The sequence below is a fragment of the Phytohabitans sp. LJ34 genome (assembly GCF_052068095.1).
Taxonomy (GTDB): domain Bacteria; phylum Actinomycetota; class Actinomycetes; order Mycobacteriales; family Micromonosporaceae; genus Phytohabitans.
Genome location: NZ_JBQHDG010000012.1, coordinates 224,777 through 250,551 on the forward strand (window position 1 = coordinate 224,777; position 25,775 = coordinate 250,551).

Sequence of the window (25,775 nt, forward strand, 5' to 3'; positions counted from 1 at the left end):
GGACATCGATTCTAGTCAAACCAGGTCGCGAACGAGAGAGCGCATCGTGCCACGTACCCGATCAGCGCCGAGGTCGGCCACGACGGCGCGGAGGTGTTCGGCGGCGAGCGGGGCGAGCAGGGTGTGGGCGTCGGCGTCCGGGTCGGCGCGGTGGGCGAGCAGCAGCGCGACGTGGCGGTGCCAGAAGCGGTAGGCCCCGATCCGGTAGCGCGCGCCGGGCGACCCGGTCTCCGACACGCGGAGCAGGTCGAGGTGGTCGAGGGCGTACGTGACGTAGGCGTCGACGAACGCGACGAGCCGCTTGCCGGAAGTGGGCTCCGCGGGACCGAGTGGGGCCGCGCCGAACAGGATCGCGTCCTGGAGCTCCCGCTCGCGCGCGTCCAGCAGGGCCACGGCGAGCCCGGCCTTGTCGCCGAACCGCCGGAAGAGCGTGCCCTTGCCCACGCCGGCGGCCGCGGCGATCGCGTCCATCGACACCGCCGCCACGCCGTGCTCGCGGAAGAGCGCGGCGGCCGCGTCGAGCACGGCGACCCGGTTGCGGGCGGCGTCCGCGCGCTCGCGGGGCGGTGACGAGCGCAACACGAGCAGCTCGTCGGCACCGCTGGTGGAAGCGGACCGTGGTCCGGTAGCGTCTGGAGCCATAACCGGACTGTAGTCCAATTCCGTGGAGGATGCGCCATGACCAGCCTTTTGCACATCTCCGCGTCGCCCCGCGGCGCCGCGTCCGAGTCGCTCGCCATCGCGGAGACCTTCCTGGAGGTTTACCGGGAAAGCCACCCGGGCGACGCGGTCGAGACCTGGAACCTGTGGGACGAGGGTGCCCTGCCGCCGTTCGGTCCGGACGCGGCCGCGGCGAAGATGGCGGTCTTCGCCGGCGCCGACCCGGAGGGCGACCAGGCCGTCGCGTGGCGGCTGGCCAAGGAGACGTTCGCCCGCTTCGCCGCCGCCGACCGCTACCTCTTCAGCGTCCCGATGTGGAACTCGGGCGTGCCCTACATCCTCAAGCAGTTCATCGACGTGGTGAGCCAGCCCGGGATGGTGTTCTCGTTCCACCCGGAGCACGGCTACACCGGGCTGCTGGTGGGGAAGAAGGCCACGGTGGTCTACACCAGCGCGGTGTACGGCGACGGGCGCCCGCCCTCGTTCGGCGCCGACTTCCAGGTCCCGTTCTTCGGTGGCTGGCTGCGCTGGGCCGGCATCACCGACATCGAGGAGATCTACTTCCGCCCCAACCTGGCGGTCGCCGACGCCGACCCCGGCCGGCGGGCAGCCCACGCCCGCGCCCGCGATGTGGCGAAGGTCTAGCTAGCCCTACCTTCAAGAGGCCCGTTGGCGTTACTGTGCCGCCGCTCGATGCCGGCTGCAATGGTGTACGTGGAAACCCATATCACGCAACAGCTCGTGGCCGAGGCGGTCGAGCTCAGCGGCGTGTCCCGGGTGTACGGGACGCGGAGCGCCGCCGTGCGCGCACTGGACAATGTAGACATCGCCTTCCCGGCCGGCTCGTGGACCGCGGTGATGGGGCCGTCCGGCTCCGGCAAGTCGACGCTGCTGCACTGCGCCGCCGGTCTGGAGAAGGTCACGTCCGGGCGGGTGCGGGTCGCCGGGCGCGACATCACCGACGCCTCCGACGCCGAGCTCACCCGGCTGCGCCGCACCGTGATGGGCTTCGTCTTCCAGAGCTTCAACCTGATCGGCTCGCTCACCGCCGAGCAAAACGTGGCGATGCCGCTGCGCCTGGCCGGCCAGCGGCCGCCCCGGCGGGTCGTGCGCGACGTGCTGGCGTCGGTGGGCCTGGCCGACCGCGCGCGGCACCGCCCCGGTGAGCTTTCCGGCGGCCAGCAGCAGCGCGTGGCGATCGCGCGGGCGATGGTGACCCGCCCGGCGGTGCTCTTCGCCGACGAGCCCACCGGTGCGCTCGACACCAAGTCGGCGCGCACGGTGCTGGGCCTGCTGCGGGCGATGGTCGACAACGGCGGCCAGACGATCGTCATGGTCACCCACGACCCGGCCGCCGCGGCGAGCGCCGACCGGGTGGTCTTCCTCGGCGACGGGCGGGTGGTCGACCGGCTGGAGCGGCCCACCACCCGCCAGGTCGCCGACCTGCTCGCCCGGTGGGAGGAGTAGGTCATGCTGCGCATGTCGTGGAGCACGTTTCGCGACCGCTGGCAGGTCTTCGTCGGCGCGATCGTCACGGTCTGCCTCGGCGTCGCACTCGTCCAGTCGTCGCTGCTGACCCTCGTCTCGGCGGCCACCGCGAAGATCCCGCCCGGCCTCAGCGCCGCCGAGGCCCGCGAGCTGGCCGACGGCTACGACGGGGCGGTCGCGCTGCTCGGCATGACGATGGGGCTCGCCGCGTTCGTCGCGATCTTCATCGTCAGCTCGACGTTCGCCTTCACCGTCGCGCAGCGCCGCCGCGACCTGGCGCTGCTGCGGCTGACCGGTGCCGGCCGGCGGCAGGTGCGCACGCTGCTGGTCGGCGAGGCACTGCTGCTCGGCACGCTCGGCTCCGCCCTCGGCGTGCTCGTCGGCCTGCCGGTGATGCGGCTGCACGCCTCGATGCTCAACAGCTTCGGCTTCGTGCCCGCGGGCTTCGCGGGGGAGTGGCGGTCCTGGATCGTCTACGTTTCCGCGGGCACCGGCATCGGCATCGCCGTGCTCGGCGTGCTGGCGGCGTCCCGGCGGGCGGCCAAGGTGCGGCCGTTGGAGGCGCTCCGCGACGTCGGCGGCGCGGCCCGGGTGATGACGGCGTCCCGGTGGGTCTTCGGCACGTTCTTCCTCACCGGCAGCATCGCGCTGCTCATCCTGGTGCCCACGCTGGGCGGCGAGGCGGCGCTGCCGCTGTCCATCTTCGTGAGCTTCACGCTGGTGATCGCCTTCACCGCGTTCGCCCCGCTGGTCGTGCCGCTGGTGAGCTGGCCGTTCGGGCTGCTCTTCCGGGGCCGGCTCGGGGTGCTCGCACACGCCAACCTGCGCGCCGGCGTACGGCGCAGCGCCTCGACGGCCGCCCCGATCATGGTGCTCGTCGCGTTCGTGGTGGGCATGGCCGGCACGATGTCCACGATCACCGAAGCCAGCCGCCAGGAGGTCGCCCGAGACCTCCGTGCCGATCTGGTAGTCGACGCCGACCGCCCGGTCCGCGACCAGGTAGCCGCCGTGCCAGGCGTCGACGCGGTCTCCGAGGAGGCGCCGCTGCTCTTCGACATGGGCTTCGACTACGGGGACGGCGAGGTCACCTACGAGGGCGTCGACGCGGTCGCCGTCGACCCGGCCGCGTACGCCCGCACCCACCGCCTGGTGCCGACCGCGGGCAGCCTCACCGACCTGCGCGGCGCCACGATCGCGGTCAGCCCCAGCTATTCGCCCGAGACGCACTACCGGGTCGGCGACACGATCCCGGTGCGGATCGACGGCGGGCCCGACAAGCTGCGGATCGTCGCGCTGCTGCCGGACACGCTCGCCGGGCCGTTCTTCCTGCTCCCGCCCGACCTGATGCCGGACGGCGGCCCCCGGCGGTACACCGTGCGGGCGGCCGACCCGCAGACCGTCGCCACGCGGCTCGCCGGTCTCGGCCAGGTGAGCACCGCCGGGCAGTGGATCGAGACGTACGCCGACGAGCAGCAGCGCCAGAGCATCGACGTCATGGTCGCCCTACTCGGCATGGCGATGCTCTACACGGTCATCGCGATGGTCAACGCGGTCGTGATCTCCGCCTCCGACCGCCGCGGCGAGTTCGCGGCGGCCCGCGTCACCGGCCTCACCCGCGCGCAGGTGGTACGCGCCGCCCTGGCCGAAGCACTGGGCGTCGTAGCCATCGGCCTGCTGCTCGGCACGCTGGCCGCGGCCGGCACGGTGATCGGCATCGCCTACGCGATCAAGGACATGATCGGGATCAGCGCGGCCAGCCCACCGTGGGCACTCCTCGGCCTGGTCGCCCTCGGCGCCACCGTCATCGTGGCCGCGGCGAGCGTGCTCACCACACTCTCCGCCACCCGCACACCGCCAATCCGCCTGGTCGCCGCCCGCGAGTAGCCACCCACCTTCGGAGTCAGCATCGCGTTCTGGGTAGATCAACCCGCTATGAACGTTTTGTCGCGCTTTCGACCTCTGATCCCTCATTTAGATAAAGATTTGAGCTACCGCGATGTGCGCCGTGGTCCATGCCGTTGCTCCCGCGGCCTCACCCGTCCGCCGCTGGTCCCGCCTCACCCCTGCCCCGCCCGGCTCTCACGAGGGCAACGACCCGCTGAGGCGCCTCATGGCCGACCCGGCAAGTGACATTGTGGACAATCCGACGCCGTGCGGAAAGAGGCCGTGCGCACCCCTGCCATCCCGATGGGCCCGGAGCGCTCCCGCCGGAGGCAAAGGGTTTGCTCTGGAACCGCGGAGCCGGCGGCCCGCGGGAGCATACGGTCTTCAGCTGGCGCGGACGTGGGCAAATCTGCCTCTTGGGAAAACGGTGCCTGCTAGAGCAGTGCGACGACGATCAGCGCTATCCCTGTCGGGATGTCGATTACGGCGCAGTACTCCGACCAGGAGCGGTGTACGACCTTGTTCACCTTGAAGTGGTAGGCGTCCCACAGGCCGTGCGCGAGGAAGCCGAGGCCGGCCACCGCCGCGCCGAGGCGGGGTGCGACCGCGGCGCAGATCAGCGTGATGATCCCGAAGGCGAGCATGCCGGCGGTTTGCAGCGAGAACGTGTCGACGTCGGTGAACCGGCGGCGCGCGACCGCCAGCAGCCAGAGCACCGCCACGACCACCACGATGCCGACGAACGGGTTGGCCCACGACACGTCCAGGTCGTTGAGCACGTGCAGCACCGACATCACGGTGCTGAGGATCGGAAACGCCAGCCAGCCGGTCCACGGGCGGCCGATCGCGTACGCCAGCATGTAGATGCCGGCCATCAGCGCGACGCTCGGGCCAAATAGCTCGGCCTCGTTGTCGACCATCGCCATCAGACCGATCGCGAACGCCACCGTGACGATCGCCAGCGCCGTCGGCCAGCGGCCGGTCAGCCTGGCAGGCTTCGTCATGGTCGGCATCCAAGCACGGCGCTGCTTCAGTCCGGCTTCACCGGATAGCTGAGAGGTCGCTTTGAACGCGTGAACCTTTCCGCCCGCCGGGTGCTACCAACCAGTGATGGACGACGACGCGGCGCTGCTGGCGCTGGTGGCGCGGGGTGACGGCGGCGCTCTGGCGCGGCTGTACCAGGCGTATGCCGGCCGCCTCTTCGGCTACCTGCTGCGCCTGGCCGGTGACCGGATGGTCGCGGAGGAGATCCTTCAGGACACGATGCTGGCGGTATGGCGCGCGGCGGGCGGGTACGCGGGTGCGTCGGCCGTCTCGACCTGGCTCTTCGGCATCGCCCGCCGGCAGGCGTACTACCGCCTGCGCGGCCAGCCGCCGCCGGCGCCGTTCGAGGCGGTCGACCGGCCGGATCCGGCGCCCGGGCCGGAGGATCTGGCGATCGCGGCCGCCGGCGGCAGCCCGCTCGCGGGCGCGGTCGGCGACCTGCCGGACCACCAGCGGGACGTCGTCGCGCTGGTCTTCGTCGCCGGCCTGCCGCTGGCCGAGGCGGCCGCCGTCCTCGGCGTGCCGGTCGGCACGGTCAAGAGCCGGCTGCACCACGCCCGGGCCGCGCTGGCCCGCACGCTCGCCACCCAGGAGGTGCCGAAATGAACCTCGAGTACGTCACCGGCGCGCTACCTCCGGCGGAACGCGCGGCACACGAGGCCCACCTCGCCGAGTGCGCCACCTGCCGCGCGGACGTGGCGGCCTGGCGTGCCCTGGCGGGGACCGGGGAGGACCCGCCCGGCCCGGAGCTTGTCCACCGCGTGTTGCTGCGCAGCGCCCTGGATGGGCCGCCGCCGGCCACCCGGCGACCGGCCTGGTTTTCCCTCGCTTTGCTGCGGGCCGAGGCGCGGCTGGTGCGGCCGGCGGTCCCGATCGCCTCCGCGCTGGTGATGGCGCTCGGCGTGGCGCTGGCCGCGGCGTCCCCGCCGGGCCTGACCGGGCAGGTGTTCGCCCTCGTCGCGCCGGTCGTGGCCGCGCTCGGCATCGCCGGTCTGTACGGGCCGCGCCGCGATCCGGCGTTCGAGGTTGTCGCCGCCACGCCCACCGCCCCCGCGCTCATCCTGCTCAGCCGGATCGCGCTGGTCTTCGGGTACGACCTGGTGCTCGCGCTCGCCGCCTCGGGGGTGCTCGCCGTGCTGGGCGGCGATCCGGGTGGCGTGTTCGCGCTCGTCGACGCGTGGCTCGGGCCGATGGCGCTGCTGTCCGCGCTGAGTCTCGTGCTGGCCGTGTGGCTCGGCGCCGACGTCGCGGCCGGCGTGGCGGTCGTGCTGTGGTCGCTGCGGGTGCTGGCCGGCGGCTTCCTCGACGACGCCGACTGGGGGCTCGACGCGGTACGCCTCGTGTGGGCGACGAACGCCGGCACCGTGCTGACCGCCGCCGCGCTCACCGCGCTCGCCGTGTTTCTCGCCGGCCGCGGTGAACCGATCCGGCGCCACCGCGCTACCCACCCGGTGTGAGACCAATCGACCTCTGGCGGTACGAGGTGCGGCGCGCGGGCTGGACCGCGCTGTTGACCCCGCCCGTTGCCACCGCCGCCCTCGTGCTCATCGCGCTGCTCGACGGCGGCGCGGACACCGACCGCAACCTCGTGGCCGCCCTGGAGATGGCCCTGCCGCTGGCCGCCGGTGTCGGCGCCGCCTCGCTGGTCGGCCGCGACCCGGCCGTCGAGCTCCAGCTGACCGTGCCGACCGCGTACCGCTCGACGCTGCTGCGCCGGCTCGCGGTCACCTTCGGCTGGGCGGCCCTGCTCGCGGTACTCCTGGTGGCCGGCCTCCTCGCGACCGGCTGGTGGCCGGAGAGTCGCGGGGTGCTCAGCGGCCAGCTCATCTGGCTCGCACCCACCCTGTGGCTGGCCGGGCTGGGGTTCCTGGGCGGCGCGGCCTTCCGCAGCCCGGCCGCGGCCGGCGGTCTCGTCGCCACCGTCTGGATCGTCGACCAGGTCTTCGCCGGGTTGCAGGAGCACTACTGGTTCCGGCTGGTGTACCTCTTCGCGACCACCCGCGGCGCGGTGCCGGAGGACTGGACCGCCAACCGCGTCACGCTCGTCACGACCGCGCTCGCCCTCGGCGTGCTCGGCTGGGTGCTGCTCGGGCGTTCCGAGCGGCTGCTGCGCGGGGAGGCGGAATGACCGCGGCGTTCCGGTACGAGTTTCTGATGCAGGTGCGCAAGCGGTCGATGTGGATCGCGAACGGCGTCGTCGTGGCACTGATCGGCCTGCTCAGCGCCCGCACCCTCGGCGACCTGCTGCACGACCCGGACGTGAAGGAGACGGTGGCCTCCGCCGCCGTGCTCGTCAACGTGATCCTGCCGGTCATCTACGGCTGCTTCCTCGCCGACCGCCTGGTGCGCGACGACCGGCTCGGTGTCGCGTCGATCCTCGACGCCACGCCCGCCTCCGCCGGGGGACGGCTGGCCGGCAAGCACCTCGGCGCCTGCGCGGCGGCGGCCATCCCGCCCGCGATCGTCTACTTTGGATTCGCGGCGCTCTACGCCGCCACGTCCGGCCGGCCCGCCGCGCTCGCCTGGGCGGCCGGCCTCTTCGCGCTGGTCATCCTGCCGGCGGTGCTGTTCGTCGGCGCGTTCGCGCTCGTGGTGCCGCTGCTCGTTCCCGCGCCGCTGTTCCGTGTGCTGTTCGTCGGGTACTGGTTCTGGGGCAACGCGGTCAGCCCTGGCGTGATCCCGACGCTCTCGTCGACCGTGATAACGCCGATCGGCAGCTATCCGACGCAGGCGCTGTTCGGCTACCCCAGTCCGGAAGACGGGCTGAAGATAGCCGGGCCGGTGCCGGGCGCCATGTTCAACTTCCTGCGCCCCGAGGCCACCGCCGCCACCGCCTGGCTGTCCATCGGCGTGCTGCTCGCGCTCGCCACCCTCGTCCTCACCGCCGCGCCCGCGCTGCGCGCCCGCACCACTCGATAAGGAGAGAGTCCCTTGCGGATCGAGATTTCCGGCCTCACGAAGACGTACAAGGGCAAAGGGCCGGCCCTCGACGGCCTGGACCTGCTCGTGCCGACCGGCATGTTCGGCCTACTCGGCGCCAACGGCGCCGGCAAGACCACGCTGATGCGGATCCTCGCCGGCCTGTTGCGGCCCACGTCGGGAGAGGTGCGGATCGGCGGGTACGACGTGACGACGCGCGCCGGCCGGCAGTCGGTGCAGCGGGTGCTCGGCTACCTGCCGCAGGACCTCGGCGTCTACCCCGACCTGAGCGCCCGCGAGTTCCTCGACTACGTGGGCCTGCTCAAGGGCATCGACGACCGCACCACCCGCCGGCGCCGCGTGGGTGAGCTGCTCGAGGTGGTGGCGCTCACCGCCGACGCCGACCGCCGGCTGCGCGGCTACTCGGGCGGGATGCGCCGCCGCGTCGGCATCGCCCAGGCCCTGCTCGCCGACCCGCGCCTGCTGATCGTCGACGAGCCGACCGCCGGGCTCGACCCGGAGGAGCGGATCAGGTTTCGCACGCTGCTGTCCCAGCTCGCGGGCGAGCGCACGGTGCTGCTCAGCACCCACATCGTCGACGACATCGCGCAGACCTCCCGGGAGCTGGCAGTGCTGGCGAAGGGGCGCCTGGTCTTCCGCGGCACGGTCGACGACCTCACCCGCCGCGCCGACCGTCGAGTGTGGTCGGTCGTCACGGCCGGGCCTGCGCCGACCGCCGGGACTGTCGTGTCCGCGCTGCCGGCCGAGGGCGGGTTGCGGTACCGGGTGGTCGCCGCGGCACCACCCGCGCCCGGTGCCGAACCCCTCGAGCCGACGCTCGAGGACGGCTACCTGGCACTGGCACAGGGCGGATCGCCGGGGGGCGTGATGCGGCCCTAGGTTGTTAGTAAACGTACGTTCGTTTATAGTCGTGGAATGCCTAACTCTCTCGCTGGCCGGGTAGCCCTGGTCACCGGCGCCACCCGCGGCTGCGGCCGCGCGATCGCGATCGAGCTCGGCGCGCTCGGCGCCACCGTCTACGGCAGTGGGCGCTCCACGCGGGCCGGGCGCTCACCGATGAACCGCCCGGAGACGATCGAAGACACGGCCGAGCTCGTCACCGCGGCGGGCGGTGAAGGGATCGCCGTGCGCTGCGACCACACCGACGCGGACGACGTCCGCGCGCTCGTGGAGCGGATCCGCGGCGACCACGGCCGGCTCGACATTCTCGTCGACGACGTCTGGGGCGGCGACCCGTTCGTGCAGGACAAGCCGTTGTGGCAGCATCCGCTCGACGCGACACTCGACGTCCTGCGCAACGGCGTCGAGACACACCTGATCACGAGCCACTTCGCGATCCCGCTCATGCTCGAGGGCGCGGGTGGCCTTGTCGTCGAGGTCGGTGACGGCAAGTATGACGTGCCCTACCGGGGAAACATGGCTTACGACCTCGTGAAGACCGCCGTCGCCCGCATGGGGCATGCGCTCGCGCACGAGCTGCGGCCGCACGGCGTCACGGCCTTGGCTGTTACACCCGGATACCTGCGGTCGGAGGCGATGCTCGACCACTTCGGCGTCACGGAGCAGACCTGGCGCGAGGCGGCCGAGCGGGTGCCCTACTTCAGCCACTCCGAGACGCCACACCTGCTCGGTCGCGGGATTGCCGCGCTCGCCTCCGACCCCGACCGGGACAGGTTCGCCGGTCAGTGCCTCGGCTCGTGGGACCTCATGCGCGCCTACGACCTGGTCGACATCGACGGCGCCCGACCGGACTGGGGCGCCGTCGACCTCGAAGCCCGCCAGGAGATGCTGACCAGCGGGATGCCGGCGTCCGCCTGATGCCGCGTCCACGCACGATCAGCGACGAGGCGGTCCTGGACGCCGTCCTCGCCCTGGCCCACCGCGTCGGCCCGGCACGCGTGACGTTCGCCGCGGCCGCCGCGGAGGTCGGCCTGTCGGCCGCCACGCTCGTCCAGCGCTTCGGGACCAAACGCGAGCTCCTGCTCGCGGCCGACAAACGAGGGATTGACCTCTGGGTCGACGCCCTGGACCGCTCGACGGCCACCTCGCCGCTCACGCGCATCGTCGACGGGCTGGTGCACGCCGTCGAGCCGGTCACCACGCCCGAGCAGATGACCAACTCGGTCGCGATGCTCCAACTCGACCTCTCCGATCCCGCCTTTCACGCCGAGACCCTCCGCGGCGCGCGCACCGTCCGCGCCCGCGTCGCGCGCGACCTGGACGCGGCTCTTGCCGCCGGCGAGCTGCGCCCCGGCACCGACGTGGCGAAACTCGCGAAGCTGGTGGAGACCACCTACCACGGCTCGATGATCGGCTGGGCGATCCACCGCGAAAACACCCTCGCCAACTGGATGCGCGAGCACCTGGAAGCCGTGCTGGCACCGCACCGCACTACAAGCCCGTCATGACATTTGAGCCTTGTGGAGTCAAGGTGGCTTCGTCGCTGAATTCCCCTTTTCCCTTCGGGATCATGCTAGATGGCTCGTGGGGGTGGGATGTCTCAGGCGGTGTGGGACGCCGATCGGACCGCGGCGATGTCCACCACCTGGGGTGGAGCTCTTTCGGCTGGTCCGAAGCGCGGTGGCCGCTGGCCGTAATCGGCGGATCGTCGCCGAGCGATTCGACAATTCATCATTTGACCTTTCGCGAAACACCGCTATCGTGCATATCCAAACTCTAGGCATATCGGCAGCCGCACCGATCGGTCGCGCAAAAGGTTTCCGGCATGATCGACCATCGGTTTGGGGGCAGCAATTTCCCGACCACTGCGAGACAATTGACCATGCGGCAGTTGCAGTTGTTCACCTCGACCGCGCTCGCCGAGATGCGGGATCGGACCGCGTCGCGTAACTATTCTCCCGAGCGTGACGAGTTCCGTCGCGAGCATGAGCGCCATCGCGCCTGGGGTCTGATCCAGCGCCACGGCCACCGCCGGCGCCACCTACGCGACAGCGCTTTTGCCGCACGGGCGGTGAGCCCGTCCGAAACCCGACCACCGGACCCGACTCGACAGTCGCCCGCAGCCCCGACATCCACCCCGCCCGAGCAGCAGAGACACGCGACGCCGAGCGCAAACACCTCGACCAGCCAACAGGCCGCCCACCCTGGCCAGCCCGCCCACCCCGGGCACGGCGACAGCCGCGACCACGCCGAGCCGTCTCGAGGGCCGGCGTCCACACCGGACAAACCCATGCCGGTGAGATCGCTGCTTCGCCCACCATCGCCCACAGCAGGCAAAGCCGCCCTTTGTCTCAGGACCGGGCCGCAGTGCTTCTCGCGCCGGCTACCACCAATTCACCGGCTGGCCGACTTTACGATTGGTGCCGCGACTGAAGGCGCCACGTCGGCTCGACCACGTAGTCCGCCTGCTTTCTGTCAGTTCCGCGATAACCGGGCGCCCCCACCGGCCACACTCACCCAAAAGGGGCCGGGCAGGCCGCAAGGCGGCGGGTGCGGTCGCGCGGCCCGATGCCCGCATCATCGCCGGTCCTGGTCGCCCGGGCGCTTCAAGCCAGGCGCGGGCGCCGCGCGTGGTGGGCTTGCGGCGCGGGCCCGGCAGCGGAGGCCGGGGGTCTCGGGGAGCGCTAGCGAGCCGCCGGCCGGAGCGGTGCCCGCGGGAGCATGCGGTCCGCAGGTGACGCGGACCGGGGCAAATCTGTCCGGGGAAGGTCGACGAACGACCGAGGAGGGGCCGCGAAAGGCCGAGGACGCCCCCAGGAAGAAGCCGCGTGTCACCTGGCGGGTGGCTCGGGAGTCGTACCAATGACGCAGCCGTGACGGGGGTGAGGGTGGACGATCGGGAGCACGTCCGGGAGGTGTACGCGGTCTCGGCCGGGCGGTTGGTGGCGCAGATGTTCGCGCTGACCGGTGACTTCGCCGAGGCGCAGGACCTGGTGCAGGAGGCGTTCGTCCGGGCGCTGGCGCGGCCGCGGGCGTTGCGGCAGGTGGACAACCCTGAGGCGTGGCTGCGGACCGTGGCGATGAACCTCGCCCGCTCCCGCCACCGGCGGCGGGTGCTCTTCGACCGGCTGGTGCGCAGCGGGCGGGTGGAGCGGCCGCCGGGGCAGGTCGACGGGCTGTCGCCCGACCACGTGGCGCTGGTGACCGCGCTCCAGCGGCTGCCGCGCGACGTGCGTGCGACGGTCGTGCTGCACCATATCGCCGATCTGCCGGTGGCCGAGGTCGCCCGTGCGCTGGCGTGTTCGGTCGAGGCGGTGAAGACCCGCCTCGTGCGCGGGCGGCGGGCGCTCGCCGGTCACCTCGACGACGAGCCGGCGCCCAGCCGCCAAGCACCCTCCTGAGTGGACCGATTGGAGAACGACCATGCCTGACATCGACTTCGACGGGCTGGGGCGGGCCGCCGAGACCGCGTTCAAGCCGCACTTCGCCGACGTGGTCCGGCGGCACGCGCGACGCCAGCGGCGGGTGCGGGTGGCCGGCGCGGCCCTCGTCGTCACGGCCGTGGGGGTGGGTGGCGCCGCGGTCGGTCTGGCCGGCGACGGGGCGCCCGCACCCGGGCCGGGGGGCGGGGTCGCCACGACGCCGCCGTTCGGCCCCTCCACGCCGTTCACGCCGGATCCGGCCGCCGGCGGGCTCCGGTACGGCGCGATGGTCGTGGGCGACCTCGACCACATGTACATCCGCTGGAACGAGTGCCGCGGCGTCAACTGCCCCAACTTCGTGGCCGCCACCGCGGACGGCGGTGCGACGTGGCGGAGCACCTCGCTGCCCGTCGCGGGGGGAGGCGCGCTGATCGACCTGCGGGCGGTGGGGCCGCACACGCTGGTGGCGAGGTCGCAGGCGGACAAGGCCGCGGGCTTCCCGCCGGCGCAGACCTGGCACGCGAGCGCCGACGGCGGCGTGACCTGGCGCGAGATCGAGCCGCGCGAGGTGGCCGCGATACCGGACGGCTGGGTGGTACTGGACGAGCTTCCCTTCATCGAGCGCATCGTCGCGGCCGACCCGGCGACCGGCGACGTGGTGTCGGTACCGCAGCGAGGGCTCTCCCAGCCGCGGGTGGCGGGCGGCCTGCCGCCGTCCGCGGGCCTGTGGGTCAGCGGGTACACGGGCACCGACACGGCGGCCGACGGTCACCTGACCGGTGTCGGGAGCGTCGTGGAGTGGAGCCGCGACGGTGGGCGCGGGTGGGAGCGGCACGCGTTCACGGAGCCGCTGGTCTCCTCCGAGAGCGGGTTCGGCTCGGTCGCGGTCGCCACCGAAGACGGCCGCACCGTGTACGCGGTCGGCCGGGTCGGCGGCACGCTGCGGATCCACCGCACGGTGGACGGCGGACGGACGTGGACGGCGATGCCCGCGCGGTACGACGTGGGCGGGCGGTCGATCACGGCGGCGATGGGCGCGGGCGGCCGCCTGCTGATCCAGGCCGGGCCCGAGGGCGGCCAGCCGGCGCTGCTCCTGGAGAGCGTGGACGGCGGTACGACGGTCCGGGCGCTGCCCGCCGGTCCCGGTGGCGCGGCGGTCCAGGTCCCCGGCGGGTACGCGCAGAGCGGCCACCCCTTCTCGAAGGGCGCCTGGCTCTCCGAGGACGGGGTCACCTGGCGGTACGTGGGCCCGCCCGCCGTTCGGTAGCGTGGCCGGGGTGATCGGCACCCTGGCCGTGGAAAACTACCGCTCGCTGCGCGACCTGGTCGTGGAGCTCGGCCAGCTCACCGTGGTGACCGGGGCCAACGGCACCGGCAAGTCCAGCTTGTACCGGGCGCTGCGGCTGCTCGCCGACTCCGCCCGCAACGGCGCCGTGGCCGCGCTGGCCCGCGAGGGCGGGCTTCCCTCCACGCTGTGGGCCGGCCCGGCGACGATCGGCAAGGCGGTGCGGGCCGGCGAGTACCCCGTGGAGGGCACCGTGCGACGCGGCCCGATCAGCCTCAAGTTGGGCTTCGGCGGCGAGGACCTCGGATACGCGATCGACTTCGGCCTGCCCAACGAGGCGCGTGAGTCCGCCTTCCGGCTGGACCCCCAGGTCAAGCGGGAGGTGGTCTGGGCCGGGCCGATCCTGCGGTCGGCGACGCAGCTCGTCGACCGGGCCGGCACCGCGCTGCGGATCCGCGAGGGCCGCGCCTGGTCGGCGTTTCCGGACGCGGTCGGGCCGTTCGACAGCATGCTCAGCGAGTACACCGACCCGCAGCGCGCGCCCGAGCTGCTGACCCTCCGCGAGCGGGTGCGGTCGTGGCGCTTCTACGACCAGCTGCGCACCGACGCCGGCGCGCCCGCGCGCGAGGCGCGGGTAGGTACGCGGACGCCGGTGCTCGGCCACGACGGCGGCGACCTGGCCGCCGCGCTCCAGACGATCCGGGAGATCGGGGAGGGCAAGGCGCTGGACGCCGCGATCGACGCGGCGTTTCCCGGCAGCCGGCTGGAGATCGAGGTGGAGGGCGGGCGCTTCGAGGTGCGGCTGCGCCAGCCCGGCCTGCTGCGCGGGCTCGGCGCCGCCGAGCTCTCCGACGGCACCCTGCGCTATCTACTGTGGACGGCCGCCCTGCTGACCCCGCGCCCGCCCGCGCTGCTGGTGCTCAACGAGCCGGAGACGAGCCTGCACCCCGAGCTGATCCGGCCCCTGGCCGCGCTGATCGCGGGCGGCGCGGCGCGTACCCAGGTGGTGGTGGTCAGCCACAGCCGCCCGCTGATCGACGCGCTGACCCACGACGAGCCGGACCTGGTGCGGATCGAGCTGGTCAAGGACCTGGGTGAGACCCGTGTGGCCGGGCAGGGGCGCTTCGACCAGCCCGCCTGGCAGTGGCCCAAGCGCTAGCCGCCCACTTCGAGTTCCTACTAGGCGGCGCCTAGTACCGCCGGTATTATGCGTGGCATGGTAGCTGCGAACGGTGCCGAGGAGTCGGCCGAGCGGCGCACCCAGCTGCTCCGCGGCGTGCTCGACATGTGCCTGCTCGCCCTGCTGGCCAAGGCGCCGGCGCACGGCTACGAGGTGGTCCGCCGGCTGGAGGAGGCCGGCGTCGAGGGCGTCGGTTACGGCACGGTCTACCCGTTGCTGACCCGCATGCGCCGGCTCGGCCTGGTCGCCGACGAGGTGCGGACGAGCCCCACCGGCCCACCGCGAAAGGTGTACGAGCTGACCGACAGTGGCCGGGCGGCCCTCGACAGCTGGGCCCGCCAGTGGTCCGACTTCGCGGGGATGGTCGACGCCACGCTGGCCGGGAGGGGTCATGGAGCAGCCAAGAGGTGACCGGGACGAGGCGGCGATCGAGCGCGTCCTCGGCCGCGCCGACCGGGAGTGGCGCCGGATGCGGGTGCTGGCGGAAGACCGGGCCGCGCTCCGCGACGACCTCCGGATGGAGCTGGTCGCGTCCGCCGCCGACGGCGTGCCTCCCGACCGGCTGATCGATCCCGACGAGCTGACCACGTTCGCGCGCGACCTGGCCACCAGCGCGGGCGTCCGCCTTGTGTCGTTCGAGTACCGCCGACTGCTCCTCGCCGGGCTCGTCGGCGCGGCACCGGGCGTGGTCGTGGCCTGGTTTCTCGCCTGGCGGTGGTGGTTGGTGCCGCTGGAGCTCGATCTGGTCACCCGCTACAGCCTCTGCGCGGTGGTGTTCGTGGCCGGTGTCCTCATCGCCATCGATCGGGGGATGCGCGGCGACCCGGTGCGCGAGCGCACGGTAACCGCCACCGCGGTGGCGGTGCCGGTGGCCGGCGCGCTGGTGGTGCCGGTGACGATGGGGTTCGCGTCGCTGGTCGACTACAACACCGCCACGCCGGTGCTCATGATCGAGGCCACGATCGTCGCCAGCGCGTTGGCCGCGGGCGCCGTCGCGGCGCGTCGGTGGGCGGTCGCGCCGATGCTCGGCCACCGCTGACGCCCGGGTCAGTCGCCGCCGGGGAGGATCGGGGGCAGTGTCGGGAGTGGCAGCGGCGGGAGCGGGAGCAGCGGGGTCGGCAGGGGCAGGTCCGGGAGCAGCCCGCCCGACGACGTCGACGGCTCCGGGGCGGGATCGCCGCCCTCCGGCGGGGGTGCGGGCTTTGTGCCCCCGGACGAGCCCGGCGGGCTGGTGCGCGGTGAGGGTGGCGGCGTGGACGTGCCGGGTGCCGGGGTGGTGGCCGCCGGCGGGGGCGCGGTGGCGGCGTTCAGCGTGCTGAGGAGGGCGTCCACCTCCGCCCGCAAGCGCGCGGCCGTGTCGCGGTCGTCGATGCGGGCGATGTGCTCGGCGGCCGTGGCCAGCAGTGACCGCGCGTCCGCCGGACGGCCCTCGGCCAGCGCCTCGCGGGCGTCCGCGATCGCCTTCTCCGCGGCCTTGACCTCGGCGCGCTGCGGATAGACCACTTTGGACACCGGCCACAGCACGCTGCCCGGCTGGGCCTGATGCGCGGTGATCGCGAGCCCGACCGCGAACACCGCGGCCGCCGCGGCGCCCAGGATCGCCTGGACCAGCCGGCGCTTGCGCCGCGGGTCGCCGGCGGGCAGCGGGGGAGCGGACACCGGCTCGTCCAGGAAGACCTCGTCGGCGTCGAGGTCGGCGCGCCAGGCGGCCAGCATCGCCGCCGCGGGGTCGGTGGCCAGGTCGTCGTCGACCGGCTCGCCGCGGCCGAGCGCGTCCAGCAGCCGGTCGTCGGCGGCGATCTGCGCCACCGATACCGGCTGCTCGGCCTTGCCTCGGTCGGTCATGCCGCACTCACCTCGTCGAGCGCACTCCCGGCCAGCGTACGCAGCCGGGCCAGCCCGCGGGACTGCGCGACCCGGACCGCCGCCGCCGACATGCCCATGACCTCGCCGACCTCCTCGGCGGGGAGCCCGACCGCGACGCGTAGCAGGATGATCTCGCGCTGTGCCTGCGGGAGGCGGTCGAGCAGCGCGGAGAGGCGCCGGGCGAGGTCGGTGGAGACGGCCTGCTGCTCGGGGCCGGGCGCGGCGTCCGGGCGGTCGAGCACCTCCGCGGAGGTGGACATAGCGGACGAGTCGCGGATCGCGGCGCGCTGGGCGTCGGCGACCTTGTTGGCGGCGATGGCGTACACGAAAGCGGAGAACGGCCGGCCCTCCTCCCGGTAACGCGGGAGCGCGCGCAGCACGCCGAGGCAGACCTCCTGCGCGACGTCGTCGGCCGTCGTGTACGCGCCGCCGATGCGGCCCAGCCGCGCCCGGCAGTACCGGACCAGGCCGGGGCGCAGCGCCGCGAGCAGGGCGGACGTCGCCGCGGAGTCGCGCTTGGCGGCGCGAGCGACGAGCTCCGGATCGATCGTTGCCGTCATGACGTGGGGAGAGCACCTTCGTTACCCGGGGGTTAACTCCAGCACCGTACCGGTGAGCAGCCCGAATGGCCACCGGAAGAAATTGGTTGTTACGCCCGCCGGCGCCGCCGCGATGCAACAGACGTGGGAGTCGAGGTGCGGGTCGAGGGGCTGACCAAGTCGTTCGGCCGCCAGCCGGTCTGGTCGGACGTGAGCCTGACCCTGCCCGCGGGCGAGATCTCGGTGCTCCTCGGCCCGTCCGGCACCGGCAAATCGGTCTTCCTGAAGACGCTCGTCGGCCTGCTGCGGCCGGATCGCGGGTCCATCTGGATCGCGGAACACGACCTGACCCGGCTCTCCGAGCGCAAGCTCTACGAGGTGCGCCGCCTCTTCGGCGTGCTCTTCCAGGACGGCGCGCTCTTCGGCTCGATGAACATCTACGACAACGTGGCCTTCCCGCTGCGCGAGCACACCCGCCGCACCGAGTCGCAGATCAGGGACGTGGTGCGGGAGAAGCTCGAGATGGTCGGGCTCGTCGGCGCCGAGGAGAAGCTGCCCGGCGAGATCTCCGGCGGCATGCGCAAGCGCGCCGGCCTGGCCCGGGCCCTCGTGCTCGACCCGGAGATCGTGCTCTTCGACGAGCCGGACTCCGGCCTCGACCCGGTCCGCACGGCCTACCTCAACCAGCTCATCATCGACCTCAACCAGCAGACCGAGGCGACGTTCCTGATCGTCACGCACGACATCAACACCGCGCGTACGGTGCCGGACAACATCGGCCTGATCTACCACGGGCATCTGGCGATGTTCGGGCCGCGGGAGATGCTGCTCTCCAGCACCGAGCCGGTCGTGCGGCAGTTCCTCAACGCGCAGCGGGTCGGCCCGATCGGGATGGCCGAGGAGAAGGACGCCGACGAGCTGCGGGCCGAGGCGGAGGCCGGTGTGGAGCTTCCGCCGCTTCCGCCGATCCCGTTTCAGCTGCGCCCCTCCAACGGCCTGCCGCGCGCGGCCGAGCACCCGCCGGGAGCCTGGTGCATCGCGAACGGTGTGGAGCCGCCGGCCGGGTCGTTCCAAGCGGCAGGTGTCCGATGATCACCGCTACCGGCAACTTCGTCGCGTTCAGCCTCGACACCCTGCGCGGGCTGCCGCGCCGGCCGTTCCAGGTGCGCGAGTTCGTCCAGCAGGCCTGGTTCATCAGCTCGGTCTCCATCCTGCCGGCCGCGCTGGTCTCCATCCCGTTCGGCGCGGTCATCGCGCTCCAGCTCGGCTCTCTGGTACGCCAGCTGGGCGCCCAGTCGTTCACCGGTGCCGCCTCGGTGCTGGCCGTGGTGCGGGAGGCCGGCCCGATCGTGACCGCGCTCATCATCGCCGGCGCGGGCGGCTCCGCGATCTGCGCCGACCTGGGCGCGCGGAAGATCCGCGAAGAGCTTGACGCGATGCGGGTGCTCGGCATCGACCCGATCCAGCGCCTCGTCGTGCCCCGCGTGCTCGCCTCGATGCTCGTCGCGGTGCTGCTCAACGGCCTCGTCAACGTCGTCGGCGTGGGCGGCGGCTACTTCTTCAACATCGTGCTCCAGGGCGGCACGCCGGGCGCGTACCTGGCCAGCTTCCAGGCCCTCGGCCAGCTACCCGACCTGGTCGTCGGGGAGATCAAGGCGCTCGTCTTCGGCGCGGTGGCGGCGCTCGTCGCCTCGTACAAGGGGATGACGGCCAAAGGCGGTCCCAAGGGCGTGGGCGAGGCGGTCAACCAGAGCGTGGTGATCACGTTCATGCTGCTCTTCGCGCTCAACTTCGTGATCACGGCGATCTACTTCCAGGTCGTCCCGCAGAAGGGGGCGTGACGTGCTGGACACGCTCGGCGCGCAGCTCGCCTTCTACCTCCGGGCCTTCGCCTGGACGCCGCGCACCGTCCGCCGCTACAAGCGTGAGGTCGTGCGCCTGCTGGCCGAGGTGAGCTTCGGCAAGGGCGCCGTCGCCGTCGCCGGCGGCACCGTCGGCGTCATCTGCTTCCTGACCTTCTTCACGGGTACCGAGGTGGGGCTCCAGGGCTACCAGGCGCTCAACCAGATCGGCAGCAGCGCGTTCACCGGCTTCGTGTCGGCGTACTTCAACACCCGCGAGATCGCCCCGCTGGTGGCCGCGCTCGCGCTCTCCGCGACGGTCGGGTGTGGATTCACCGCGCAGCTCGGCGCGATGCGCATCTCCGAGGAGGTGGACGCGCTGGAGGTGATGGCCGTGCCGTCGCTGCCGTTCCTCGTCACCACCCGGATGATCGCCGCGTTCGTCGCCGTCGTCCCGCTGTACGTGATCGGCCTGCTCTCCAGCTACCTCGCCACCCGCACGATCGCGGTCTTCTACTTCGGACAGTCGGCGGGCACCTACGACTACTACTTCGACCTGTTCCTGCCGCCGGTCGACGTGCTGTGGTCGTTCTTCAAGGTGCTCGTCTTCGCGGTCATCATCGTGCTGGTGCACTGCTACTACGGCTACACGGCCACCGGCGGGCCGGCCGGCGTGGGCGTGGCGGTCGGCCGGGCGGTGCGGCTCTCCATCGTCGCGGTCAACATCGTGGACTTCTTCCTCTCGCTCGCCATCTGGGGCGCCACGACGACGGTTCGGATAGCGGGATGAGACATCGTATTCTCGGCATCGCGTTCGTGCTGCTCCTCGTGGCGGCGCTCACCGCTTCGGTACTCCAGTACCGCAAGGTGTTCACCCCGGTCACCTGGGTGACGCTCGACGCCGAGCGGGCCGGCATGCAGCTCAGCCCCGGCGCCGACGTCAAGCTGCGCGGCGTGGTCGTCGGCGACGTGCGTTCCGTCGACAGCGACGGCCGGGGAGCGCGGCTGCGCCTCGCGCTCGACCCGGCGCTGGCCCGGCAGGTGCCGGCCGACGTGACCGCGCGGCTCCTCCCGAAGACGCTCTTCGGCGAGCGCTACGTCGCGCTGCTCGGCGGCACCGGCCCGCCGATCCGGGACGGCGCCGTCATCACCCAGGACCGCAGCCGGAACGGCGTCGAGCTGGAGCGGGTGCTCGACGAGGCGCTGCCGCTGCTCCAGTCGATCCGCCCCGACCGGCTCGCCGCGGTGCTCGGCGCGCTCGCCGCCGCGCTCGACGGGCGGGGCGAGCGGCTCGGCCAGACCCTCGTGCGCACCGGTGACTACCTCGGCGAGCTCAACAAGGAGATGCCGGTCATCGCCGACGACGTGCGCAAGCTGTCCACAGTGGTCGACGCGTACGACGCGGCGCTGCCCGACCTGCTCTCGATCCTGCGCGACGTCACGGTCACCGCGAACACGGTGGTCGACCAGAAGGCGGAGCTGGCCGCCTTTCTCGCCAGCGCCACCGCGGCCGCCGACACCACCCGGCTCTTCCTCGACCGCCACGACGACCAGCTGATCCGGCTCGGCGACGTGAGCCGGCCGGTGCTGGAGCTGCTGGCCACCTACGCGCCGGAGTACCCGTGCCTGATGCGCGGCCTCGTGGCGCTCCAGCCGCGCGTGGAGGAGACGTTCGAAGGCGGGAAGTTCCACATCACACTGGAGATCACCAAGGACGGCGGCAAGTACGAGCGGGGCCGCGACGAGCCCGTGTACGGCGCGGGCAACGGTCCACAGTGCTACGGCCTGCCCAACCCGCGCGTGCCGGCGCCTGAGCACCCGATCAACGACGGGTACGACTACGGCGGCGACCGCACGTCGCCCAAGCTGCCGATCGGCCTGCCCTCGACGACCCAGGCGGCCGCCGGCACCCGCCCGCCGGACGCGCCGGAGATGGGCTCGGCCGGCACCGCCGAGGAGCGCGACCTCATCAAGCCGATCGTCAGCGCGGTCACCGGCCTCCTGCCGGTCGAGGTGCCCGACATCGCGGTGCTCCTGTGGGGCCCGCTGCTGCGCGGAGCGGTGGTGAACGCACCATGAGCGAGCGAAGCGAGCGAATCATCAGGCAGAGTGTGCTGAGAGGCTCGTGGCCGCCCGCAGCGAAGCGAGGACGGCCATGAGTTGGCGGGCTCCGCTGGTCAAGCTTGTCGCGTTCGCCGCGGTGACGATGCTGCTGACCGCGATGCTGGCGCAGACGCTCGGCTCGCTCTCCGGTGGCGGCACCGCGTACAAGGCCCGGTTCACCGACGTCACCGGGCTCCTGGAGGGCGACGACGTGCGCATCGCCGGCGTCCGGGTGGGCCAGGTGGAGGGCATCCGGGTCGCGGACAACACGGTGGCCGAGGTGGAGTTCACCGTCGACGAGGACATCCCCCTCGCCGACGGCGTCCGGGCGAAGATCCGCTACCGAAACCTCGTCGGCCAGCGGTACATCGCGCTCGCCGAGGGCCCCGGCGACGGGCGACCGCTGCCCGCCGGTGGCCTGATCCCGCTGGCCCGGACCACGCCCGCGCTCGACCTCACCACGCTGTTCAACGGCTTCCGGCCGCTCTTCACCGCGCTCACACCGGAAGACGTCAACAAGCTGGCGTACGAGATCATCCAGGTGCTACAGGGCGAGGGGCCGACGGTGACCAGCCTGCTGCGGCGCACCGCCTCGCTGACCAACACGCTCGCCGACCGCGACGAGGTGATCGGCCGGGTGGTCACCAACCTCAACGGGGTACTGTCCACACTGGCCGATCGCGACGAGAGCCTCGACACCACCATCACCCAGCTCCAGAGCTTCGTGAGTGGGCTGTCCGGCGACCGCGAGGCGATCGGGCAGGCGGTCGCCAACCTCGGCGAGCTGACCGGCGCGACAGCCGACCTGCTGACCGACGCCCGCCCGGCCATCAAGGGCGACGTCGCCGCGCTGGAGCAGGTCGCCGGCACGCTCAACCGCAACGAGGACGTCATCGACCGCACGCTCGGCTCGTTGCCGGGCAGGTACGAGTCGCTCACCCGGGTCGCGTCGTACGGCTCGTGGTTCAACTTCTTCCTCTGCGACTTCGACGGCCGGGTCACGCTGCCGGGCGCGGGCTCGGTCACGCCGGCCGCCCTGAACTCGCCCGCGGCCCGCTGCGACACGTCGGGAGGTGCCCGATGAAGCGGCATCCCCGCATCACCGGCGCGGTTAGCCTCGCCGTGCTCGCACTGCTCGTGGCGGCCGCGTTCCAGCTTGACGGCATCACGTCGATCGGCGACCCCGCCTACCGGGCGGCGTTCCGGGACGCGAGCGGGCTGGCACCGGGCAACGAGGTACGCGTGGCCGGCGTGCGCGTGGGCAAGGTGACCGACGTCGGTCTGGCGCGCGGCCCGGCCGGCCCGTACGTGCGGGTGCGCTTCCGCCTCGACGACGGAAGCGTGCGCCTGGGTGAGCGGACCGGCGCGACGATCCGCATCAAGACCGTGCTCGGCCAGAAGTACCTCGCGCTCGCACCCTCCGGCCAAGGGCTGCTGCCCGAAGACGCGGAGATCCCGCTCGACCGCACGGCGTCGCCGTTCGACGTGATCCAGGCGGTCACCGGGCTCGCCGAGACCGTCGACGAGATCGACTCCGCCCAGCTCGGCGAGGCGTTCACCACGCTCGCCCGCACCTTCGCGGACACGCCGTCCAGTGTGGAGACCTCGCTCTCCGGGCTTTCCCGGCTCTCGCGGACCATCGCCAGCCGCGACGCCGAGCTGCGCGCGCTGCTCGCCCGAGCGCGCACCGTCACGGCCGTACTCGCCGAGCGGGACGAGGAGTTTCGCAAGCTCGTCGCGGACGGAGACGCGCTGCTGCGCGAGGTCAGCCGCCGCCGGGACGCCATCCACGAGCTGCTGGTCGGCACCAACCAGCTGGCCAAGGAGCTTTCCGGCCTGGTCGCCGACAACCGGGAGCGGCTGAAGCCGGCGCTCGACCAGCTGCGCGGCGTCGTGGGCATCCTCCAGCGCAACCGCGACGACCTCACCAAGACCATCGAGGGGATGGCGCCGTTCGTCAACGCCTTCGCGAACGTGGTCGGCAACGGCCGCTGGTTCGACTCGTACGTCCGCGGCCTGCTCCAGCCCTACCAGCCGACGGTCGGGGGTGGCTGATGCGGTGGCGTGCGGTCGGCGCGCTCGCGGTGTCCACAGTGGTCGCCGTCGCGGCCTGCGCGGTCGTCCAGGACGAGCCGGAGCGGAGCCTCGTGGCCCACTTCGCCCGCGTGGTCGGCGTCAACCCCGGCTCGGACGTGCGCGTCCTCGGTGTCCGCATCGGACACGTGGTCGCGGTGCGGCCCGAGGGGCGCACGGTGCGCGTGGAGATGCGCTACGACCGCGAGTGGCGGGTGCCGGCGGGCGCGCAGGCGGTCATCGTCCCGCCCAGCGTGGTCAGCGACCGGTACGTGCAGCTCACCCCCGCGTACAACGGCGGGCAGGCGCTGGCCGACGGCGCCGAGCTGCCGGTCGAGCGCACCGCCGCGCCGATGGAGATCGACGAGATCTACCAGGCGCTCGACGAGTTCAACCGGGCGCTCGGGCCGCGGGGCGCCAACAAGGACGGCGCGCTGAGCGACCTGCTCGCCGTAGGCCGCGCCAACCTGGAGGGCAACGGCGCCGCACTCGGCGAGACGCTCGACGGCCTCTCCCGCGCGCTCGAAACGCTCTCCGACGGGCGGCAGGACCTCTTCGGCACGGTCGGCAACCTCCAGCAGTTCACCACCGCGCTGGCCCGCAGCGACCAGCAGGTGCGCTCGTTCAACGCGCAGCTGGCCGGCGTCGCGCAGCAGCTGGCCGGTGAGCGCGACGAGCTGGCCGCGGCGCTGCGCAACCTGGCGACCGCGCTGGCCGACGTCACCACGTTCGTCAACCAAAATCGGGAAGCGCTGAAGTCCAACGTGGACGCGCTCGCCGACGTGACCGGCATCCTCGTGCGGCAGCAGCGGTCGCTCATCGAGATCCTCGACGTGGCGCCGCTCGCACTGTCCAATCTCAACCTCGCGTACAACCCGCGGTCCGGCACCCTGGACACCCGCGACAACGTACTCGGCCCGTACGACCCCGCGAGCTTCGTCTGCTCGCTGATGGTCGACCTGCTGCCCGCCGCGAAGGTGTCGGACAAGTGCTTCAAGCTCGCGCAGACCCTCCAGGCGAAGAAGCTGCCCATGACCGACCAGCTCCGCAAGCTCCTCAAGCTGCCACCCGCGGCCAAGCCCGCCGCGCCCCAGCCGCAGCCGGCACCGGCGGAACCGCCATCCACTGTGGACCGCACACTCGGCGGGATACTGCGATGAGGATCCTGACGCCCGGAGTGCTCGCGCTGGCCATGCTGGCCGGCGGGTGCGGCCTGCCCAGCCTCGCCGACGTGCCGCTGCCCGGCGGCGCGCCGTCCGGGCCGAGCTACCGCGTCACTGCGGAGTTCGCCGACGTGCTCGATCTCGTCAAGCAGGCCGCGGTGAAGGTCGACGACGTGACCGTCGGCAGCGTCGAGGACATCTCGCTCGACGGCTGGACCGCCAAGGTGCGGCTGCGCATCGACCGCGACGTGAAGCTGCCCGCGAACGCCACGGCCGCCGTCCGCCAGACAAGCCTGCTGGGGGAGAAGTTCGTCGCCGTCTCCGCGCCCACCACCGAGGCGGCCCGGGGCACGCTTGCCGACGGCGCCACGATCCCCTTGGTGCGCACCAAGCGCGGCGCCGAGGTGGAGGAGGTGCTCGCCGCGCTCGGCCTGCTGCTCAACGGCGGCGGCCTGGCCCAGCTCAAGACCATCAACCAGGAGCTGGGCACCGCGCTCGACGGCCGTGAGGCCGAGGCGAAGGCCGCGCTCCGGCAGCTCGACGCGTTCGTCGGCGGCCTCGACAAGCAGAAGGCCGACCTGGTGCGCGCCATCGAGGCACTGGACCGGCTGACCGGCCGCCTCGACAAGCAGAAGGCGGTCATCGGCGACGCGCTCGACGCGCTCGGTCCGGGCATCACCGTGCTCGCCCAGCAGCGCGAGCAGCTCACCGCCGCGCTCAACGCGCTGGGCGAGCTCGGCACGGTCGGCGCGCGGGTCGTCAAGGCCAGCAAGGACGACACGGTCGCCAGCCTGCGCGCGCTCCAGCCGATCCTCGACAAGCTCGCCGAGGCCGGCGACGCGCTGCCGAAGTCGCTGGACTTCATGCTCTCCTACCCGTTTCCGCCGAACGTCACCGGCGCGATCGTCGGTGACTTCGTCAACCTCTCCATCACCGCCGACCTGGACGCCGCGACGATCCTGTCCAACCTGGTCGTGGCCGCGCCCACGCCCGCCTCGTCGAGCGCGCGGAGTCCGTCCGCCCCGTCGGGCGGCGGCTCGTCCAAGGCGCGCCCGAAGCCGGGCTCGAAGACGACGCCGACATTGCCGGGCCAGCTGCCGCCGCTCTGCCTCCCGCTCGACGGGATCATCCCACCGGGATGGGTGCCGCCGAAGGAGTGCGAGCTGCCCGAGGGGTGCACGCTGCTCGCGCCCGGCTCGCCGGTGCCGCTCGGCGCCCTCGTCGTGCCGAAGAACGGGCTGCTGCCACAAGGGACGGTCTTTCCGGCCGGCACCAAGCTCGCCGCCGGCACGATCCTCACCGTGCAGTGCCTGCTCTCCCCGGTCACCGGCGCCGTCGAGGGCATCGTCGGCGGGGTCGGCGACCTGCTCGGCGGGGGAGGCTAGCC

The 25,775-nt window shown here is 72.6% G+C and carries 27 protein-coding genes; 23 read left to right on the forward strand and 4 right to left on the reverse strand.

The window, feature by feature from the left end; genetic code table 11:
* Positions 1–15: 15 nt before the first annotated feature.
* Entirely contained in the window at positions 16–642 is a 627-nt protein-coding gene (locus ACTMTJ_RS22475) for a TetR/AcrR family transcriptional regulator (protein ID WP_441219619.1), read from the reverse strand.
* 36 nt (positions 643–678) lie between these two features.
* On the opposite strand from ACTMTJ_RS22475, the gene ACTMTJ_RS22480 reads away from it, so the two are divergent.
* The 3 genes from ACTMTJ_RS22480 to ACTMTJ_RS22490 are packed head-to-tail and all read left to right on the forward strand — an operon-like array spanning position 679 to position 4,032.
* Complete coding sequence (locus ACTMTJ_RS22480) at positions 679–1,305, forward strand: FMN-dependent NADH-azoreductase (RefSeq protein ID WP_441219621.1); 627 nt, start codon at positions 679–681, stop codon at positions 1,303–1,305.
* A gap of 60 nt (positions 1,306–1,365) precedes the next feature.
* Positions 1,366–2,127, forward strand: a complete 762-nt coding sequence (locus tag ACTMTJ_RS22485) for an ABC transporter ATP-binding protein (protein ID WP_441219623.1) — start codon at positions 1,366–1,368, stop codon at positions 2,125–2,127.
* A 3-nt stretch (positions 2,128–2,130) separates the two neighbouring features.
* A complete protein-coding gene (locus tag ACTMTJ_RS22490; RefSeq protein WP_441219625.1) occupies positions 2,131–4,032 on the forward strand; it encodes an FtsX-like permease family protein in 1,902 nt (633 codons plus the stop codon).
* A 434-nt stretch (positions 4,033–4,466) separates the two neighbouring features.
* On the opposite strand, the gene ACTMTJ_RS22495 is transcribed toward ACTMTJ_RS22490, so the two are convergent.
* Positions 4,467–5,036: a hypothetical protein gene (locus ACTMTJ_RS22495; protein WP_441219627.1), complete on the reverse strand. Its 570-nt coding sequence runs from the start codon at positions 5,034–5,036 to the stop codon at positions 4,467–4,469.
* 106 nt (positions 5,037–5,142) lie between these two features.
* On the opposite strand from ACTMTJ_RS22495, the gene ACTMTJ_RS22500 reads away from it, so the two are divergent.
* The 12 genes from ACTMTJ_RS22500 to ACTMTJ_RS22555 all read left to right on the forward strand — a co-directional run bounded on the left by ACTMTJ_RS22500 (position 5,143) and on the right by ACTMTJ_RS22555 (position 15,842).
* Positions 5,143–5,682 carry an RNA polymerase sigma factor gene (locus tag ACTMTJ_RS22500; protein WP_441219629.1) on the forward strand — a complete coding sequence of 180 codons (540 nt, stop codon included), beginning with the start codon at positions 5,143–5,145 and terminating at the stop codon, positions 5,680–5,682.
* Positions 5,679–6,533, forward strand: a complete 855-nt coding sequence (locus ACTMTJ_RS22505; RefSeq protein WP_441219631.1) for a hypothetical protein — start codon at positions 5,679–5,681, stop codon at positions 6,531–6,533. Before ACTMTJ_RS22500 ends, ACTMTJ_RS22505 begins: the two co-directional genes overlap by 4 nt.
* A complete protein-coding gene (locus ACTMTJ_RS22510; protein ID WP_441219633.1) occupies positions 6,530–7,204 on the forward strand; it encodes a hypothetical protein in 675 nt (224 codons plus the stop codon). The genes ACTMTJ_RS22505 and ACTMTJ_RS22510 overlap by 4 nt, the downstream gene beginning before the upstream one ends.
* Entirely contained in the window at positions 7,201–7,995 is a 795-nt protein-coding gene (locus ACTMTJ_RS22515; protein WP_441219635.1) for a hypothetical protein, read from the forward strand. The genes ACTMTJ_RS22510 and ACTMTJ_RS22515 overlap by 4 nt, the downstream gene beginning before the upstream one ends.
* Positions 7,996–8,007: 12 nt before the next feature.
* Complete coding sequence (locus ACTMTJ_RS22520; protein ID WP_441219637.1) at positions 8,008–8,895, forward strand: ATP-binding cassette domain-containing protein; 888 nt, start codon at positions 8,008–8,010, stop codon at positions 8,893–8,895.
* A 36-nt stretch (positions 8,896–8,931) separates the two neighbouring features.
* The gene (locus ACTMTJ_RS22525) at positions 8,932–9,834 is read left to right on the forward strand and encodes an SDR family oxidoreductase (RefSeq protein WP_441219639.1); all 903 of its coding nucleotides are present in this window, start codon (positions 8,932–8,934) and stop codon (positions 9,832–9,834) included.
* A complete protein-coding gene (locus ACTMTJ_RS22530) occupies positions 9,834–10,424 on the forward strand; it encodes a TetR/AcrR family transcriptional regulator (protein WP_441219641.1) in 591 nt (196 codons plus the stop codon). Before ACTMTJ_RS22525 ends, ACTMTJ_RS22530 begins: the two co-directional genes overlap by 1 nt.
* 1,380 nt (positions 10,425–11,804) lie before the next feature.
* Positions 11,805–12,317, forward strand: coding sequence for a sigma-70 family RNA polymerase sigma factor (locus tag ACTMTJ_RS22535; RefSeq protein WP_441219643.1), 513 nt, complete (start codon positions 11,805–11,807; stop codon positions 12,315–12,317).
* Between the two features lie 22 nt (positions 12,318–12,339).
* Positions 12,340–13,605, forward strand: coding sequence for a WD40/YVTN/BNR-like repeat-containing protein (locus tag ACTMTJ_RS22540; protein ID WP_441219645.1), 1,266 nt, complete (start codon positions 12,340–12,342; stop codon positions 13,603–13,605).
* A gap of 10 nt (positions 13,606–13,615) precedes the next feature.
* Positions 13,616–14,782 carry an AAA family ATPase gene (locus ACTMTJ_RS22545; protein WP_441219647.1) on the forward strand — a complete coding sequence of 389 codons (1,167 nt, stop codon included), beginning with the start codon at positions 13,616–13,618 and terminating at the stop codon, positions 14,780–14,782.
* Between the two features lie 57 nt (positions 14,783–14,839).
* Positions 14,840–15,214 (forward strand): PadR family transcriptional regulator, encoded by a 375-nt coding sequence (locus ACTMTJ_RS22550; protein ID WP_441219649.1) that lies wholly within the window; start codon positions 14,840–14,842, stop codon positions 15,212–15,214.
* The gene (locus ACTMTJ_RS22555) at positions 15,195–15,842 is read left to right on the forward strand and encodes a hypothetical protein (protein ID WP_441219651.1); all 648 of its coding nucleotides are present in this window, start codon (positions 15,195–15,197) and stop codon (positions 15,840–15,842) included. The genes ACTMTJ_RS22550 and ACTMTJ_RS22555 overlap by 20 nt, the downstream gene beginning before the upstream one ends.
* 8 nt (positions 15,843–15,850) lie before the next feature.
* Here the strand turns inward: ACTMTJ_RS22555 and ACTMTJ_RS22560 are convergent, their stop codons facing one another.
* Together ACTMTJ_RS22560 and shbA are read right to left on the reverse strand one after the other, a co-directional pair.
* The gene (locus tag ACTMTJ_RS22560; RefSeq protein ID WP_441219653.1) at positions 15,851–16,648 is read right to left on the reverse strand and encodes an anti-sigma-D factor RsdA; all 798 of its coding nucleotides are present in this window, start codon (positions 16,646–16,648) and stop codon (positions 15,851–15,853) included.
* A complete protein-coding gene (shbA, locus tag ACTMTJ_RS22565) occupies positions 16,645–17,229 on the reverse strand; it encodes an RNA polymerase sigma factor ShbA (protein ID WP_441219655.1) in 585 nt (194 codons plus the stop codon). Before shbA ends, ACTMTJ_RS22560 begins: the two co-directional genes overlap by 4 nt.
* A 123-nt stretch (positions 17,230–17,352) precedes the next feature.
* Here shbA and ACTMTJ_RS22570 point away from each other — a divergent pair, with 123 nt between their 5' ends.
* The 8 genes from ACTMTJ_RS22570 to ACTMTJ_RS22605 all read left to right on the forward strand — a co-directional run bounded on the left by ACTMTJ_RS22570 (position 17,353) and on the right by ACTMTJ_RS22605 (position 25,773).
* Positions 17,353–18,300 carry an ABC transporter ATP-binding protein gene (locus tag ACTMTJ_RS22570; protein ID WP_441219657.1) on the forward strand — a complete coding sequence of 316 codons (948 nt, stop codon included), beginning with the start codon at positions 17,353–17,355 and terminating at the stop codon, positions 18,298–18,300.
* Entirely contained in the window at positions 18,297–19,049 is a 753-nt protein-coding gene (locus tag ACTMTJ_RS22575) for an MlaE family ABC transporter permease (RefSeq protein WP_441219659.1), read from the forward strand. The genes ACTMTJ_RS22570 and ACTMTJ_RS22575 overlap by 4 nt, the downstream gene beginning before the upstream one ends.
* Before the next feature lies 1 nt (position 19,050).
* Positions 19,051–19,839 (forward strand): MlaE family ABC transporter permease, encoded by a 789-nt coding sequence (locus ACTMTJ_RS22580; RefSeq protein ID WP_441219661.1) that lies wholly within the window; start codon positions 19,051–19,053, stop codon positions 19,837–19,839.
* A complete protein-coding gene (locus ACTMTJ_RS22585; RefSeq protein ID WP_441219663.1) occupies positions 19,836–21,128 on the forward strand; it encodes an MCE family protein in 1,293 nt (430 codons plus the stop codon). Before ACTMTJ_RS22580 ends, ACTMTJ_RS22585 begins: the two co-directional genes overlap by 4 nt.
* Before the next feature lie 76 nt (positions 21,129–21,204).
* Positions 21,205–22,236, forward strand: coding sequence for an MCE family protein (locus ACTMTJ_RS22590; RefSeq protein WP_441219665.1), 1,032 nt, complete (start codon positions 21,205–21,207; stop codon positions 22,234–22,236).
* Positions 22,233–23,207, forward strand: a complete 975-nt coding sequence (locus ACTMTJ_RS22595) for an MCE family protein (protein WP_441219667.1) — start codon at positions 22,233–22,235, stop codon at positions 23,205–23,207. The genes ACTMTJ_RS22590 and ACTMTJ_RS22595 overlap by 4 nt, the downstream gene beginning before the upstream one ends.
* Positions 23,207–24,385: an MCE family protein gene (locus ACTMTJ_RS22600; RefSeq protein WP_441219669.1), complete on the forward strand. Its 1,179-nt coding sequence runs from the start codon at positions 23,207–23,209 to the stop codon at positions 24,383–24,385. The genes ACTMTJ_RS22595 and ACTMTJ_RS22600 overlap by 1 nt, the downstream gene beginning before the upstream one ends.
* A complete protein-coding gene (locus ACTMTJ_RS22605; protein WP_441219671.1) occupies positions 24,382–25,773 on the forward strand; it encodes an MCE family protein in 1,392 nt (463 codons plus the stop codon). Before ACTMTJ_RS22600 ends, ACTMTJ_RS22605 begins: the two co-directional genes overlap by 4 nt.
* Positions 25,774–25,775 lie beyond the last annotated feature (2 nt).

What these genes read in the sequence shown, in the direction of transcription:
- ACTMTJ_RS22525 (WP_441219639.1), top strand. Translation starts at nt 8,932, where the DNA reads ATGCCTAACTCTCTCGCTGGCCGGGTAGCCCTGGTCACCGGCGCCACC.
- ACTMTJ_RS22515 (WP_441219635.1), top strand. Translation starts at nt 7,201, where the DNA reads ATGACCGCGGCGTTCCGGTACGAGTTTCTGATGCAGGTGCGCAAGCGG.
- ACTMTJ_RS22540 (WP_441219645.1), top strand. Translation starts at nt 12,340, where the DNA reads ATGCCTGACATCGACTTCGACGGGCTGGGGCGGGCCGCCGAGACCGCG.
- ACTMTJ_RS22505 (WP_441219631.1), top strand. Translation starts at nt 5,679, where the DNA reads ATGAACCTCGAGTACGTCACCGGCGCGCTACCTCCGGCGGAACGCGCG.
- ACTMTJ_RS22530 (WP_441219641.1), top strand. Translation starts at nt 9,834, where the DNA reads ATGCCGCGTCCACGCACGATCAGCGACGAGGCGGTCCTGGACGCCGTC.
- ACTMTJ_RS22605 (WP_441219671.1), top strand. Translation starts at nt 24,382, where the DNA reads ATGAGGATCCTGACGCCCGGAGTGCTCGCGCTGGCCATGCTGGCCGGC.
- ACTMTJ_RS22575 (WP_441219659.1), top strand. Translation starts at nt 18,297, where the DNA reads ATGATCACCGCTACCGGCAACTTCGTCGCGTTCAGCCTCGACACCCTG.
- ACTMTJ_RS22550 (WP_441219649.1), top strand. Translation starts at nt 14,840, where the DNA reads ATGGTAGCTGCGAACGGTGCCGAGGAGTCGGCCGAGCGGCGCACCCAG.
- ACTMTJ_RS22490 (WP_441219625.1), top strand. Translation starts at nt 2,131, where the DNA reads ATGCTGCGCATGTCGTGGAGCACGTTTCGCGACCGCTGGCAGGTCTTC.
- ACTMTJ_RS22500 (WP_441219629.1), top strand. Translation starts at nt 5,143, where the DNA reads ATGGACGACGACGCGGCGCTGCTGGCGCTGGTGGCGCGGGGTGACGGC.
- ACTMTJ_RS22475 (WP_441219619.1), bottom strand. Translation starts at nt 642, where the DNA reads ATGGCTCCAGACGCTACCGGACCACGGTCCGCTTCCACCAGCGGTGCC.
- ACTMTJ_RS22600 (WP_441219669.1), top strand. Translation starts at nt 23,207, where the DNA reads ATGCGGTGGCGTGCGGTCGGCGCGCTCGCGGTGTCCACAGTGGTCGCC.
- ACTMTJ_RS22495 (WP_441219627.1), bottom strand. Translation starts at nt 5,036, where the DNA reads ATGACGAAGCCTGCCAGGCTGACCGGCCGCTGGCCGACGGCGCTGGCG.
- ACTMTJ_RS22480 (WP_441219621.1), top strand. Translation starts at nt 679, where the DNA reads ATGACCAGCCTTTTGCACATCTCCGCGTCGCCCCGCGGCGCCGCGTCC.
- ACTMTJ_RS22585 (WP_441219663.1), top strand. Translation starts at nt 19,836, where the DNA reads ATGAGACATCGTATTCTCGGCATCGCGTTCGTGCTGCTCCTCGTGGCG.
- shbA (WP_441219655.1), bottom strand. Translation starts at nt 17,229, where the DNA reads ATGACGGCAACGATCGATCCGGAGCTCGTCGCTCGCGCCGCCAAGCGC.
- ACTMTJ_RS22560 (WP_441219653.1), bottom strand. Translation starts at nt 16,648, where the DNA reads ATGACCGACCGAGGCAAGGCCGAGCAGCCGGTATCGGTGGCGCAGATC.
- ACTMTJ_RS22485 (WP_441219623.1), top strand. Translation starts at nt 1,366, where the DNA reads ATGGTGTACGTGGAAACCCATATCACGCAACAGCTCGTGGCCGAGGCG.
- ACTMTJ_RS22595 (WP_441219667.1), top strand. Translation starts at nt 22,233, where the DNA reads ATGAAGCGGCATCCCCGCATCACCGGCGCGGTTAGCCTCGCCGTGCTC.
- ACTMTJ_RS22555 (WP_441219651.1), top strand. Translation starts at nt 15,195, where the DNA reads ATGGAGCAGCCAAGAGGTGACCGGGACGAGGCGGCGATCGAGCGCGTC.
- ACTMTJ_RS22590 (WP_441219665.1), top strand. Translation starts at nt 21,205, where the DNA reads ATGAGTTGGCGGGCTCCGCTGGTCAAGCTTGTCGCGTTCGCCGCGGTG.